The sequence below is a fragment of the Luteimonas sp. MC1750 genome (assembly GCF_016615955.1).
Taxonomy (GTDB): Bacteria; Pseudomonadota; Gammaproteobacteria; order Xanthomonadales; family Xanthomonadaceae; genus Luteimonas.
This window is the reverse complement of the sequence record NZ_CP067113.1, coordinates 2,416,571-2,430,506: the sequence shown is the minus strand read 5'-3', so window position 1 is coordinate 2,430,506 and position 13,936 is coordinate 2,416,571. Positions and strand designations below refer to the sequence as shown.

General features: G+C 68.4%; 13 protein-coding genes. 7 read left to right on the top strand and 6 right to left on the bottom strand.

From position 1 onward, the window contains the following. Window positions 1-44 precede the first annotated feature (44 nt). The 5 genes from JGR68_RS11400 to JGR68_RS11380 form a co-directional block, all read right to left on the bottom strand. On the bottom strand, window positions 45-1,958 hold the full coding sequence (locus JGR68_RS11400) for a hypothetical protein (RefSeq protein WP_199362722.1): 1,914 nt from the start codon (window positions 1,956-1,958) through the stop codon (window positions 45-47). Further along, window positions 1,898-2,302, bottom strand: coding sequence for a pilin (locus JGR68_RS11395; protein WP_199362723.1), 405 nt, complete (start codon window positions 2,300-2,302; stop codon window positions 1,898-1,900). The genes JGR68_RS11400 and JGR68_RS11395 overlap by 61 nt, the downstream gene beginning before the upstream one ends. A gap of 127 nt (window positions 2,303-2,429) precedes the next feature. After that, a complete protein-coding gene (locus JGR68_RS11390; protein WP_199362724.1) occupies window positions 2,430-2,834 on the bottom strand; it encodes a pilin in 405 nt (134 codons plus the stop codon). Between the two features lie 319 nt (window positions 2,835-3,153). After that, on the bottom strand, window positions 3,154-4,557 hold the full coding sequence (locus tag JGR68_RS11385) for a sigma-54 dependent transcriptional regulator (protein WP_199362725.1): 1,404 nt from the start codon (window positions 4,555-4,557) through the stop codon (window positions 3,154-3,156). A 257-nt stretch (window positions 4,558-4,814) separates the two neighbouring features. Continuing rightward, window positions 4,815-6,392, bottom strand: coding sequence for an ATP-binding protein (locus JGR68_RS11380; protein ID WP_199362942.1), 1,578 nt, complete (start codon window positions 6,390-6,392; stop codon window positions 4,815-4,817). A 99-nt stretch (window positions 6,393-6,491) separates the two neighbouring features. Here JGR68_RS11380 and sucC point away from each other — a divergent pair, with 99 nt between their 5' ends. From sucC to JGR68_RS11355, 5 genes are all read left to right on the top strand, one after another. Beyond that, window positions 6,492-7,658, top strand: coding sequence for an ADP-forming succinate--CoA ligase subunit beta (gene sucC, locus JGR68_RS11375; protein WP_199362726.1), 1,167 nt, complete (start codon window positions 6,492-6,494; stop codon window positions 7,656-7,658). Between the two features lie 25 nt (window positions 7,659-7,683). After that, a complete protein-coding gene (gene sucD / locus JGR68_RS11370; protein ID WP_199362727.1) occupies window positions 7,684-8,562 on the top strand; it encodes a succinate--CoA ligase subunit alpha in 879 nt (292 codons plus the stop codon). A gap of 211 nt (window positions 8,563-8,773) precedes the next feature. After that, on the top strand, window positions 8,774-9,040 hold the full coding sequence (locus tag JGR68_RS11365) for a type II toxin-antitoxin system CcdA family antitoxin (protein ID WP_199362728.1): 267 nt from the start codon (window positions 8,774-8,776) through the stop codon (window positions 9,038-9,040). Continuing rightward, window positions 9,037-9,351 (top strand): CcdB family protein, encoded by a 315-nt coding sequence (locus JGR68_RS11360; RefSeq protein WP_199362729.1) that lies wholly within the window; start codon window positions 9,037-9,039, stop codon window positions 9,349-9,351. The genes JGR68_RS11365 and JGR68_RS11360 overlap by 4 nt, the downstream gene beginning before the upstream one ends. A 1-nt stretch (window position 9,352) precedes the next feature. Continuing rightward, a complete protein-coding gene (locus JGR68_RS11355) occupies window positions 9,353-10,990 on the top strand; it encodes an NAD+ synthase (RefSeq protein ID WP_199362730.1) in 1,638 nt (545 codons plus the stop codon). A 118-nt stretch (window positions 10,991-11,108) separates the two neighbouring features. Here the strand turns inward: JGR68_RS11355 and JGR68_RS11350 are convergent, their stop codons facing one another. Continuing rightward, window positions 11,109-11,963: an outer membrane protein assembly factor BamD gene (locus tag JGR68_RS11350; protein WP_199362731.1), complete on the bottom strand. Its 855-nt coding sequence runs from the start codon at window positions 11,961-11,963 to the stop codon at window positions 11,109-11,111. Window positions 11,964-12,052: 89 nt separating this feature from the next. Here JGR68_RS11350 and rluD point away from each other — a divergent pair, with 89 nt between their 5' ends. Beyond that, window positions 12,053-13,078 (top strand): 23S rRNA pseudouridine(1911/1915/1917) synthase RluD, encoded by a 1,026-nt coding sequence (gene rluD, locus JGR68_RS11345; protein WP_199362732.1) that lies wholly within the window; start codon window positions 12,053-12,055, stop codon window positions 13,076-13,078. After that, window positions 13,075-13,878: a peptidoglycan editing factor PgeF gene (gene pgeF / locus JGR68_RS11340; protein WP_234446507.1), complete on the top strand. Its 804-nt coding sequence runs from the start codon at window positions 13,075-13,077 to the stop codon at window positions 13,876-13,878. The genes rluD and pgeF overlap by 4 nt, the downstream gene beginning before the upstream one ends. The last annotated feature ends 58 nt before the right edge of the window (window positions 13,879-13,936 follow it).

The following is a 13,936-nucleotide window of genomic DNA, read 5'->3' as shown; positions in this document are numbered from 1 at the left end:
GCGTATTGCGCTGGTCCATTGCTCGGTGTTGTCGACGATCGGAATCAGCGGTCGGCCTGGAGTTCCAGGAGTGCCGTTGAGACCTCATGGTGACCTTCAGCTCGGAGGATCTCCGCGGTCTTTCGAATGAAGCGTGGGTCCAACCCGGACTTGCGCGCGCAGGTGAGGAACATGTGCTTTCCGAACTCCGTGTCGCCCAGCCGGTTCAGGGCATGATCGCCGATGTTGCAATAGACATGCGCGGGAAGGTCGCCTCTGTCGACAAGCGAGCGATACGCAGTCGAGAGCCGCTGGTCATCGATCTGGAATCCCTTCTGTCGCTCCGACAGCAACCCGGTGACAGCCATCTGTTCTTGGGGGGAGATCGGGCGCACCTGCAGCTTGTGGATCAGGCCGTCCCACCACGCGTCAGATGCAGGCAGCCCGACACTCGCATTCATCAGGATCAGGCCATGCTCGGGCAGCGGGGACGACCCCTGCAAGGCCGCGCCACGCTCGAACTCCTGCGTTGCCAGCGTCCACTCCCGTGAGCCGGGGTCGCCTTCCGCCAGGCTGAAGTAGAGTGTCGCCAGGTCGTTGCTGGCGCGCGGCGAGCCCGGATTTGTGGCGGTCATGTCCATCGCCAGCAGGAGCGGAGACCCCCAGGTCATCGACCTGATCAGGGTGATGGCGAAGAGTCCGGCGATAACCGCTACCGGTGCCGCGCGGATGATCGGCGAGGCAGTCACCTTGCGCACCCATTCGGAAGCCAGCACGTAAATAGCAAGCAGGATCCCGAACAGCGCGAGGTAGTTGCGATGCTCGTAGACGAGTTCCAGCGGAATGATGCCGCTGGTCAGCGCGTGGGCCGCCAGGAACCAGAAGATGCCCAACGCCGCAAGCGGCAATCGTGTCCTGAGCCAGAGGGCCAGTCCGGTCATTGCTGCGAGGACTGCGATGCTGGCCGCCGTTGTCCAGGGCTGGAATAGACCAGCGGAGTGCGGATAGTTGTCGTAGTAGAACGGCATCCTCGAGGGAATGGGCAGGACGATCTGCTTCAGATGCAGGACCAGCACGCGGGCCTGGGTCAGCAGGCGTTCCCACGCGGAGTATTCGCGGTACGCGTAGGCCTCCGGATTGCCGTAGTGCCAGAAGGCGACGCCGAGCAGCGCTAGGCCGAGTGCACCGCCTAGTACATACAGCACCCGCAGCACCTGCTGCGTGCGAGCCGATTGCGCCTTCCAGTGGAACAGGCACGCCTCCAGCACCAGCGCCAGCAGCGGCGTGATGGCGGCGGATTCCTTTGCGAACAGGCCCACGACCGTGAGGGCGGCGGAGAGGGCCAGCCACCCCCAGCCATGCGAGCGGCCCTCAAGCTGGTCAAGTCGCCCTCTGCAGTAGGCGAGCAGGGCCAGCAGGATGAAGCAGGCGGACAGCGTCTCCATGCGCTGCACGACATAGAGCACCGACGAGACCTGCAGCGGGTGTATGGCCCAGGCCGTCGCCAGCAACGCCGCCGCAGGCAGGATTCGCCTGGATTCGTCTGCCGATCGCACGCCGCCCGTGGATAGCAGCACTCGTGCGAGTGCAAACACCAGGCAGGCGTTGAGGACGTGGATCAGCAGGCCGTGCAGCTTGTACGTGAGAGGATCGCCGCCGCCGAGGTAGTGGTCCAAGGCGAAGCCGATCGTGGCCAGGGGGCGGCCGTAGGGCCCCGGCTCATAGGCGCCTGCGGCGGCCGACAGGCTGTCCAGCGTCAACGCGCTGGCGTGGACGCGTGGATTGGTGACGATGTTGGGGAAATCGTCGAACAGGAAGCCGCCCGACAATCCCGGGAGATAGGCCAGGATCGCAATTGCGACGACCAGGCATAGCCATCCGGATGTCATCCAGGATGCCCAACCGGGTCTGATTGTTGTCATGAACATCCTTCTGGCCGGTGCTTGGCCAAAGCGCCCGCTGGCGCGTGACAGGTCCATGTGCCTGATGCCACGCGTGTCAGCCGGATCGTTTCCCCCTGTATCAGGGGGTGTCCGGCCAGCGTGCATGAGATGTTTCCAGTATCACCCGGCGTAATGGAGATAGAGCTGCAACGCGGGGTACTGGCAGGCAGTCCAACGTCGCTCGGTGAAAAGGTGATCATGCTGTCGGCGACGATACGGGACTCAAACAATGCTTTGCCGGATGCGATGTCTGCCAGTCCCGAAGTCACTTGAGTTCGGACTGCGTAATCCTGGTACGCGGGGAGGGCAATTGTCATCAGAATCGCGAGAATCGCGATCACGATCATTAGCTCGATCAGAGTAAACCCGGACGATCTCATGCGTTTGTCCCCTGTTCCGCAAACAGCGCAGCCCCAAAAAAAGAGGGGACGACTTTGGTAGCCGCCCCCTCCCGGTCGTCACGCGTAAAGCTTGGCGTTGCCGCCATAGTCGGTCAGAGTGAATCTCTTAACCGCAGTGGGCGGGACGGTGCTTCGCCTCGGTGATGTTGGTCGTGCACGGCCACTGGCCACTGGCATTACGGGTCAGGGTAACGTGCGAGCCGCTCACCCGCGGATTGCCCACCAGAGTGCAGGCGAGGGAGGGCGTGGTCGCGTTTGCGGTAGCGACAATGGTGCAGCGCGTCGTCGGGCTCGTCAGGCCAACGTTGTTCAGCGAAATGGCTGCGCCGCTACCACGCTGCACCATCTCTTCCGCCGCCGTCACACCGCCACGGATATCAGCCAGACCAGCAGTGGCCTGCGAGCGGGCCATGTAGTCCTGGTACGCCGGCAGCGCGATCGCGGCCAGGATGGCGATGATCGCAACCACGATCATCAGTTCGATGAGGGTAAAGCCCTGCTGCTTCTTCATGTGTATCCCCTAGGAGTGGAGTGAACTTCACGTGCTGCGAAGCCGGCTTGGGTTCCGGAACCGCATTTGCCGTGCAACGTTGCACGTGCAGGGAAGTGTATGCAGAACCCGTGCCAAGTGTGGGCTTCGCGACGCGGATGAACCGTTGTGCAACGGGATTCACGGTCTTGGTTGTCGCTGATGGGAATTAGTGGACCTGGAGCGTCACTTTGCGCGCACGGAAGTGACGTGATTTGTCAGCTGTTCGATGGGCTTCGTGACGGACTTCGCGGGCGGTGATCGCGGCTGTAGCCGCTCCTACAGGGGGGGGGCGCGAGGGTCAGTCGATGCCGAGCTTTTTCAGTTTGTAGCGCAGGGCTCGGAAGGTGATGCCGAGGGCCGCCGCGGCCTTGGTCTTGTTGTAGCGGCTCTCCTGGAGCGCCTGCTGGATCGCGGCTCGTTCGATCTCCTCGATGTACGAGGGCAGGGCGCTGGAGGCGGTCTCGCGGGGATTGAGGTTGGCGGGATTGGCTGCGCCGCCGTGCGCGGCCAGTCCGCCAGGCTGCGGCACGGCGCGCGCCGGGCTGTTGATTCCGCTCCCGCCCGGCAGGCGCAGGTCGGCGGCGGTGATGCTGTCGCTGTCGGCCATGGCCATTGCGCGCTCCAGCACGTTCTCCAGCTCGCGCACGTTCCCGGGGAACGCGTACTCGTTCAACGCCGCCAGCGCATCCGGCCCCAGCCTCGGCGCCGCGCGATGCATCGCCTGCGCCAGCCTGGCGAAAATCGCGTCCGACAGGATCGGCAGGTCGCCGTCGCGGTCGCGCAGCGCCGGCACGTGCAGCTCGATCACGTTGATCCGGTAGTAAAGGTCATGCCGGAAGCTGCCGGCGTTCACCAGCGCGCCGAGGTCCTTGTGGGTCGCCGACAGGATCCGCACGTCGACGTCCACTTCGTTCTGCGCGCCCACCGGGCGCACCTTCTTTTCCTGGATCGCGCGCAGCAGCTTGACCTGCATCGCCAGCGGCAGCTCGGCCACTTCGTCCAGGAACAGGGTGCCGCCGTCGGCGCTCTGGAACAGGCCGGGCTTGTCGGCGTGGGCGCCGGTGAAGCTGCCCTTCTTGTGGCCGAAGAATTCGCTCTCCATCAGCTCGGTCGGGATGGCGCCGCAGTTGACCGGGATGAAGGGGCCGTTGGCGCGCGAGCCCTGGGCGTGGATGGTGCGGGCCACCAGCTCCTTGCCGGTGCCGGACTCGCCGCTGATGTGCACGGGTGCCTGGCTGCGGGACACCTTGGCGATGGTCTCGCGCAGGGCGACCATGGCCGGCGAGCCGCCCAGCAGGCGGCCGGCCTCTTCGGGCTGGGCCTGGCGGCGGGTGTGGAGCTCGAGCGCCTGGCGCACGAGGCCGCGCAGCACGTTGATGTCCACGGGCTTGCTGACGAAGTCGAAGGCGCCGGCCTTGAGCGCCTCGACCGCCGCTTCGACGTTGCCGTAGGCGGTGATCATCGCCACGGGGGTCTCGGGAAAGCGGGTGGTGATGTCGCTGATCAGCTCGAGGCCCGAGCCGTCGGGCAGGCGCATGTCGGTCAGGCAGAGGTCGTAGCGGTTCTGCGCGAGCATCTGCCGGGCGGTGCCCAGGCTGGCGGCGGTGTCGGTGCGGAGTCCCATGCGCCCGAGGGTCAGGACCAGGAGCTCGCGGATGTCGTGCTCGTCGTCGACGATGAGGGCGCTGCGGGCTTCGGTCATGGCAAAAAAGACTGGCTTCCGGTCCGGGTGACCAATTTTGGCACTTTTTTGCAGACTGTGACGAGTGTCAAAGGCTTGGGACCAGCCTGTAGGAGCGGCTACAGCCGCGATGGCAAGGTCTTGGGCCAGGGCGATCGCGGCTGTAGCCGCTCCTACAGGGGGTGTTCGGCCAGGGCGATCGCGGCTTTAGCCGCTCCTACAGGGGTGGTCGGCCGGGGCGATCGCGGCTTTAGCCGCTCCTACAGGGTGGGGCGGCTTCAGGCCAGCATCACCGAGCCGCCGCGCAGGGTGATGCGGAAGCAGGCGCCGCCGCCGGGGACGGAGACGTACTCCAGGCGGCCGTCGTTGGCGCGGCACAGCTCGTGGGCGATGTAGAGGCCCAGGCCCGTGCCCTGCTCGGAGGTGGTGAAGAACGGGCGGAACAGCTGGTGGCTCACCGCGTCGGGGATGCCGGGGCCGCGGTCGGTCACCTCGATCACCGGACGGCCTTCCAGCACGTCGACGTGGAAGATGATCCGCGCGGCCTCGCCGGGCTGGTGGCCGTGGCGCACGGCGTTGTTGGCCAGCGAGGTCAGCACCTGCTGCAGGTGGCGCGGGTCGACCATCGCCGGCACTTCGGGCAGCTGGCCGCCCTGGCGCAGGCTGGCGTTCTCCTCCGGGCAGGTCTGGCGGTAGTCGTCGATGAAGGCGCGTACCTGGCCGACCAGGTCGACGTTCTCCGGCTGGGCGCGCTCGCGGCGGGCCAGGCCCAGCACGCTCTCGACGATCGCATTGGTGCGCAGGCATTGCTGGTGGACGATCTGCAGCAGCCGCCGGTCGCTGTCGCCGATGTCGCGCGACTCCTCGAGCAACTGGGTGGCGTAGCTGATCGCGGCCAGCGGGTTGCGGATCTCGTGCGCCAGGCTGGCGGAGAAGCGGCCCATGGCGGCCAGGGTCAGCGATTCGGCGCGGCGCGAGACCAGCGCGGTGTCGTCGAGGAAGATCAGGGTGGTGTCGTCGGTGGCCAGGAGCCGCGTGAAGCGTGGCAGCACCTCGTTGCCGTCGTCGCCGATGGTCAGGGGCGTGTCGTCGGTCTGGCCGCTGCGCCGCCATTCGGCCACGCGCATGGCCAGCGCCGGGGAGATCTGCGGGAGGGTGCGCGGGGTGGCCTCGGAGTCGGCACCGGACTCGCCCAGCAGGATGCGCGCGGCCTCGTTGGCCATGCGGATGCGCCCCGAGCCGTCGACCATCAGCACGCCCACGCGCATGCGGCGGATGATCAGTTCGTTGACCTCGGCCAGGTTGGCGGCCTCGGCGCCGCGCCGTTGGGCCAGGTCGCGGCTTTCGCGCATGTCGCGCCCGAGCAGGTTGGTCAGCGTGGCCATCGCCAGGTAGCTGACCGAGAACATCAGCACCTCGGCCAGCGGGCGCTCGCGCATGGAATTGCCGTCGGTGACCACCAGGACGTACTGGAACACCAGCGCGCCCGAGGCCAGCGCGGCCGCCGCGAGCCCGAGATGCAGCGGCAGCAGCAGGGCCGCGGCGCCGACGTTGAACAGCAGCATCATGGCGATGCCCGGGCCGGCGAACGGCAGGGCGTGGGTGGCCAGCGTGGCGACCGCGATATCGATCAGCACGCCGAACACCACGTGCGAGGTCAGCGGCACCGAGCGCCGCCCCGACAGCAGCAGCAGGACCGCCGACGCGACGAGATAGGTCGCCGCGACCGCCACCGCCAGCGCCGGGTCGCGGGCCTCGCCTCCGAACGTGTTCTTCAGCGGCCCGAACACGGCCAGCGCGAGCAGCGCGGCCTCCAGCGTGCGGTACAGGGCGAGCAGGTAAAGCTCGCGCCGCATGGCGCGATCGGGGGCTTCTGGGGGCACGGGCGGGCTCCGGGGGCGTCTGGGCACTATAATGGCTGGCGCTGTGTCCCACTTTCCCACGACGGACCCCACATGAACTTCCACGAGTACCAGGCGAAGCAGCTGTTCGCCGATTACGGCATCGCAGTCCCCGCCGGGCGTGTCGCCCGCACCCCCGAAGAAGCGGTCGACGCCGCCAAGGCCATCGGTGGCGACTTCTGGGTGGTCAAGGCCCAGATCCACGCCGGCGGCCGCGGCAAGGCCGGCGGCGTGAAGCTCTGCCGCTCGCTCGACGACGTGCGCGAGCACGCCAAGGGCATGCTCGGCAAGAAGATGGCGACCTACCAGACGGCCGGCATCGAGCTGCCGATCGACTCGGTGCTGGTGACCCAGGCCACCGACATCGACAAGGAGCTCTACCTGTCGGTGCTGGTCGACCGCTCCACGCAGTCCATCACCTTCATCGCGTCGAGCGAAGGCGGCATGGACATCGAGCAGGTGGCGGCCGAGACGCCGGAGAAGATCCAGTCGCTCAACGTCAACTTCATCCAGGGCCTGCAGCCCTACCAGTGCCGTGACATGGGCTTCGGCCTGGGCCTGACCGGCAAGCAGGTCAACCAGCTCACCAAGATCATGATGGGCCTGTACAAGCTGTTCAACGAGAAGGACCTGGCCCTGGTCGAGCTGAACCCGCTGGCCATCCTCACCGACGGCAACCTCGCGGTGCTCGACGGCAAGGTCGACTCCGACGACAACGCCGGCTTCCGCCATCCGGAACTCGTCGCCATGCGCGACATCCGCCAGGAAGACGAGACCGAGGTCAAGGCCAGCCAGCACGACCTGAACTACGTGACCATGGACGGCAACATCGGCTGCATGGTCAACGGCGCGGGCCTGGCGATGGCGACGATGGACGTGATCCAGCTGGAAGGCGGCTCGCCGGCCAACTTCCTCGACGTCGGCGGCGGCGCCACCAAGGAGCGCGTGACCGAGGCGTTCAAGCTGATCCTGTCGTCCGACGACGTGAAGGCGATCTTCGTCAACATCTTCGGCGGCATCGTGCGCTGCGACATGATCGCGGAAGGCATCATCGCCGCGGTCAAGGAAGTCGACGTCAAGGTGCCGGTGATCGTGCGCCTCGAGGGCACGAACGTGGACGCCGGCAAGGAGCTGCTGAAGAACTCCGGCCTGGCGATCACCGCCGCCGACAACATCAACGACGGCGCGAAGAAGGCCGTCGAAGCCGCCAAGGCCGCCTGAGCCGAATTCCAAGGATCCTGAAGAAATGAGCGTTCTCGTCAACAAGAACACCAAGGTGATCGTGCAGGGCTTCACCGGCCAGCAGGGCACCTTCCACGCCGAGCAGATGCTCGACTACGGCACCAAGGTCGTGGGTGGCGTCACCCCGGGCAAGGGCGGCACCGAGCACCTGGGCCTGCCGGTCTTCAACACCGTGGCCGATGCCGTCACCGAGACCGGCGCCAATGCCTCGGTGATCTACGTGCCGCCGCCGTTCGCGGCCGACGCCATCCTGGAAGCGGCCGAGGCCGGCATCCAGGTGATCGTGTGCATCACCGAGGGCATCCCGGTGCTGGACATGCTGCGCGTCAAGAAGACCCTGGTCACGACCTATCCGGAGACGGTGCTGGTGGGGCCGAACTGCCCCGGCATCATCACCCCGGGCGAGTGCAAGATCGGCATCATGCCGGGCCACATCCACCAGCCGGGCAAGATCGCGATTGTGTCGCGCTCGGGCACGCTGACCTATGAAGCGGTCAAGCAGACCACCGACGCCGGCCTTGGCCAGTCGACGGTGATCGGCATCGGCGGCGACCCGATCAACGGCCTGAACTTCATCGACTGCCTGAAGCTGTTCCAGGACGACGAGCAGACCCAGGGCATCATCATGGTCGGCGAGATCGGCGGTTCGGCCGAGGAAGAAGCGGCCGAGTTCATCGCCGAGTACGTGACCAAGCCGGTGGTCGGGTTCATTGCCGGTGCCAGCGCGCCGAAGGGCAAGCGCATGGGCCACGCCGGCGCGATCGCCTCGGGCGGCTCGGGCACGGCCGAAGGCAAGTTCGCCGCGATGGAGAAGGCCGGTGTCACCACCGTGCGTTCGCCGGGCGACCTGGGTGCCGCGATCGCCAAGCGCCTCGCCGGCTGACCGCAGGAACTGTAGGGAGCGGCTATAGCCGCGATCGACGACCCGGCATGGAGCAATCCTGGCCGCGATCTGTCGGATCCGATCGCAGCTTTAGCTGCTCCTACAGAGGCAGGAGGAGAAGGCCGCCGCAAGGCGGCCTTCTTCACTCCCGGCGTTTGACAGGGGCGGTCGAATGCGCATGATGGATGCGCATCCATTCAAGTAAGCCGCCATGCGCATCTCCGACGAATATGCCGCTTACGGCAAGCGAGCCACCAACGTCAGCATCAACGAGGGCCTGCTGGAGGCCGCGCGGGCACTCGACATCAACCTGTCCGCCACGCTGGAGAAGGCGCTCGATGCCGAGGTCCGGGCGCGTCGGCGCGAGAAGTGGCTGGAGGAGAACCGCGAGGCGATTGCCGCCTACAACGAACGCATCGCGCGGGACGGCATGTTGAGCGACCACGTGCATGCCTTCCTGTCCAGGACCGGCGAGTGACCCAGTTCGTGGTGTACGCCAACGCGGATGCCATCTCGCGAAGGCGGATTCCGTGCTTCCTGGACGTGCAGAGCGATCTGATCGAGACCTTGGGTTCGCGCGTCGTCGTGCCGCTGGTGGCGATCGAGCACGTTGGCGGGGTGATCGAACGCCTGATGCCGCGTCTGCACGTCGATGACGGCCACCTGGTGATGGACACGGCGCAGGTCATGGGTGTGCCAGTGCGCATGCTCGGCAAGCAGGTCGCCGACCTGTCGCAGGAGCGGCATGCGATCCTTGCCGCCATCGACATGCTGACGCATGGGATCTGACATGACCGAACCGCTCCGCATCGCCCTGGCCCAGTTCGATTTCCCCGTGGGCGACATCACCGGCAACACGACGCGCATCGCCGCCATGATCGGCGAGGCGCGAGACGAGTACGGCGCCGACATCGTGGTGTTCCCGGAGCTGGCCGTCAGCGGCTATCCGCCGGAGGACCTGCTGATGCGGCCGGCCTTCCTGGCCGACTGCGAGCAGGCGCTTCGGACCATCGCGGATGCGGCCACGGGCATCGTCGCCGTCGTCGGCTGGCCGGAATCGTCCGGCAGCAGCCTCTACAACTCGGCGAGCGTGCTGCGCGACGGCCGCATCGCCCACACCTACCGCAAGCGCGAGCTGCCCAACTACAACATCTTCGACGAGCGTCGCTATTTCCACGTCGATCGCCACGGCGGCTCCTGCGTGTTCGACGTCAAGGGCGTGCCGGTCGGTCTGCTCGTCTGCGAGGACCTCTGGTTCGCCGAGCCCATCGCCGACACGGTGGCGCAGGGCGCGCAGCTGGTGCTGGTGCCCAACGCCTCGCCCTTCGAGCGGGGCAAGCACGCCCAGCGCGACGCGATGATCGCCGCGCACACGCGCGACACCGGCGCCGCGCTGGCCTACCTCAACGTCGTCGGCGGGCAGGACGCGCTGGTGTTCGACGGCTCGTCGGTGGTGGCCGACGGCGACGGCACGGTGCACCCGGCCGCGGCGGCCTTCACCGACCAGTGGCTGGTGCTCGACTACGCCCCGGAGCGCCGCGCGTTCACGCCGGTGGTCTGGATGGACGACGGCGACGAAAGCATGGACGCGCTGGCTTGGCGCGCGGTGGTGCGCGGGATCCGTGACTACTTCGGCAAGAACGGCTTCCGCCGCGCCTGGCTGGGGCTGTCCGGCGGGATCGATTCGTCGATCGTGCTGGCGATGGCGGTCGAGGCGCTGGGCGCCGAAAACGTCACCGCGGTGCGCATGCCGTCGCGCTACACGGCGAACCTCAGCAACGACCTGGCGGCCGAGCAGTGCCGCGCGCTGGGCGTGGAGATGATGACGGTGCCGATCGAGCCGGCGTTCGACGGCCTGCTGGCCAGCCTTGGCGAGGCCTTTGAAGGCCGCGACGTCGACGTCACCGAAGAGAACCTGCAGTCGCGCGCGCGGGGGGTGATCCTGATGGCGCTGTCGAACAAGCTCGGGGGCCTGGTGCTGACCACCGGCAACAAGAGCGAGTACGCGGTGGGCTACGCCACGATCTACGGCGACATGGCCGGTGCCTATGCGCCGATCAAGGACCTGTACAAGACGGAGGTCTACGGCCTGGCGAAGTGGCGCAATACAGTCGGCGGCGCGCCGGTGATTCCGCCCGCGGTCATCGCCCGCCCGCCTTCGGCCGAGCTGCGCGCCAACCAGCTCGACCAGGATTCACTGCCGCCCTACGACGTGCTGGACGCGATCCTGCTGCGCTTCGTCGACCAGGAGCAGTCGAGCGAGGAGGTGCGCGCGGCCGGCTTCGACGCCGCGGTCGTGGACCGGGTGGTGAAGCTGGTACGCAACAGCGAGTGGAAGCGCCAGCAGGCGGCTCCCGGCCCGAAGATCTCCCGCCGCGCGTTTGGTCGCGAGCGGCGCTACCCGATCAGCAACCGCTACCCGCATTGAGGTAGCCACCGCCCTGTAGGAGCGGCTATAGCCGCGATGGATCGTCTCGGTATCCCGGAACGTGGATCGCGGCTGTAGCCGCTCCTACAGGGGCGCGGGGGCAGCGTGGCCGTCCGGCTTACTGGATCGCGGTCTTCTCGGGCGCGAAGGGGTTGAGCTTGCGGATCGTCCACGGGTAGTCCGGCCACTTGCCCGTGAGGTACGGGTGGTCGGGCTCGTTGAGCTGCAGCACGCGGCGGGCGTCCGCCGCCAGGGTCTCGTTGCCGAGCTCGGTGTAGGCCGCGGCCAGCACGGCCACCGCGTCGTTCTGGTACTCGCTCTGCGGATAGGTCTCCAGCAGGTAGCGGGCGCGCTCGGTGGCGCCGACCCAGGCATCGCGACGCATGTAATAGAGCGCGGTCTCGATCTCGTGGCGGGCGAACATGTTGCGCAGCGCGACCATCCGGTTGGCGGCGTCGGCGGCGTAGCGGCTGTTGGGGTAGCGCTCGACCACGGTGCGCAGGTCGTTGTAGCCCTGCATCGGGGTGGCCAGGTCGCGGCGGCTGGCGTCGAGGTTCCAGGCGCGCTGCAGGAAGACGGTGTCGCGCGACGAGTTCACCAGGCCGCGCAGGTAGTACATGTAGGGCACGTGGCGATGCGTCGGATAGGTGCGGATGAAGCGGTCGATGGTCGACACCGCGTCGTCGTGGCGGCCCATCTTGTACTGCGCGTAGGCCGTCTCCATCAGCGCCTGCTCGGTCTGCGCGCCGTACGGGTACTGCGCCACCAGGCGCCGGTAGACCGTGGTCGCGCCGCTCCAGTTGCCGCGGCGCATCAGCGTGTGGCCGCGGTCGTAGAGCGTCTCGACCGCCACGCCCTCGTTGGCATCCTCGTCCTTCAGGGCGCCCTTCAGCCGCGCGCAGCCGGACGTCGCGAGCGCTGCCAGCAGCACGAGCAGCAGGGCGCGGCGGAACAGGGTGGTGCTTCGGGTCATGGTGCGTCCGGGACGGGGATGGCGTGGAGCGGGGATAATAGCAGCCAGCCCCGCGCCACCAGCGGGCCACGCCTGAACCGGACCCCGCCATGACCGACGACCACGACGCCGACGCCCCCGATGCGGCGGACGCCGCCCCCGACGCCCCCCGTACGGCCCGGGTGCCCGACGCCATGGCCGGCCGCCGGTTCGACGCCGTGCTGGCCGAGCTGTTCCCCGAGTACTCCCGCTCGCGGCTGGCGACCTGGGTGAAATCCGGGGACGTGCTGCTGGACGGTGCGACCGTGCGCCCACGCGAAGCGGTGCGCGGCGGGCAGGAGGTGATGCTGACCGCGACCCTCGAGCCCCAGGTCAGCGCCGGCCCCGAGGACATCCCGCTGTCGGTGCTCTACGAGGACGCCGAGGTCCTGGTCATCGACAAGCCCGCCGGCCTGGTGGTGCATCCCGGCGCCGGCAACCACACCGGCACCCTGGTCAACGCGCTGCTGTTCCGCGACCCGGCGCTGGCCGCGATCCCGCGCGCGGGCATCGTGCACCGGCTCGACAAGGACACCTCCGGGGTGATGGTCGTGGCTCGCACCCTGCAGGCCCAGGCCGCCCTGGTGGCCCAGCTGTCGGCGCGCGAGGTCCACCGGCAGTACCTGGCGATCGTCGTCGGCGCCCTGGTTTCCGGCGGCACCGTGGATGCGCCGATCGACCGCCACCCGCGCGACCGCCTGCGCATGGCCGTGCGCGACGACGGCCGCGAGGCCAAGACCCACTACCGCCTGCAGGAGCGTTTCCGTGCGCACACGGCGCTGGAGTGCCGGCTGGAGACCGGGCGCACGCACCAGATCCGCGTGCACATGACCCACCTGCGCTATCCGATCGTCGGCGACCCGCTGTACGGCGGCCCGGTGAAGCTGCCGCGCGGGGCCTCCGACGCGCTGGTCACCGCCCTGCGCGGCTTCAAGCGCCAGGCCCTGCACGCCCAAGTGCTCGAGTTCGTGCATCCCTCGACCGGCGAGACCGTGCGCTGCGAGGCGCCGCTGCCGGCCGACATGCAGGTGCTGATGCGCGAGCTGCGCGCCGATTCCGCGGCGCATGCCGTGACCGGTGCCGGGGTGCGGCGGTGATCACCGGGCACTCGCGCAGCGCCTGGCTGGATGCGGGCTGGCCCGCGCCGCCCGGCGTGCGCGCGCTGACCACCCTGCGCCACGGCGCCGGGGCCTCGATGGTGCCGTTCGACCGCTTCAACCTGGGCAACGCCCGGGGCGACGCCGGCGATGATCCGATCTGCGTGGCCGCCAACCGCGCGGAATTCACCCTGCGCGCCGGGCTGCCTTCGGCGCCGCACTGGCTGCGCCAGGTGCACGGCACCGGCGTGCTGCGCGTGGACGACGTGCTGCCCGAGGGCGACGCGACGGCCGAGCGCCGGCGCATGGAGGCCGAGCCCGAAGCCGACGCCGCGGTGACCTCGGTCGCGGGCGCGGTGCTCGCGGTCCTGACCGCGGACTGCCTGCCGGTGGTCTTCGCCGCGCGCGATGGCCGCGAGGTCGGGGTCGCGCATGCCGGCTGGCGCGGGCTCGCCGCCGGCGTGCTGGAGGCGACGATCGATGCGATGCGTGCGCCCGCGGGCGGGCTGGTCGCGTGGCTGGGCCCGGCCGCCGGCCCCGACGCCTATGAAGTCGGCGGGGAGGTGCGCGCGGCGTTCACCGACCGCGATCCGGACGCGGCGTCCGCCTTCGTCGCGACCCGCCCTGGCCACTGGCACGTGGACCTGTACGCCCTGGCGCGGCGCAGGCTGCGCGCGGCCGGAATCGCGGAGGGCGACATCCACGGCGGCGACCTGTGCACGATCTCGGACGGGAAGCGCTTCTTCTCGCACCGGCGCGACGCGCGCACCGGTCGCATGGCGACCGTGGCCTGGCTGTAGCCGCTCCTACAGGTAGCCTCCGACGCTTCAGCCAGCTCCCATCTCCCCCAGCCATGAG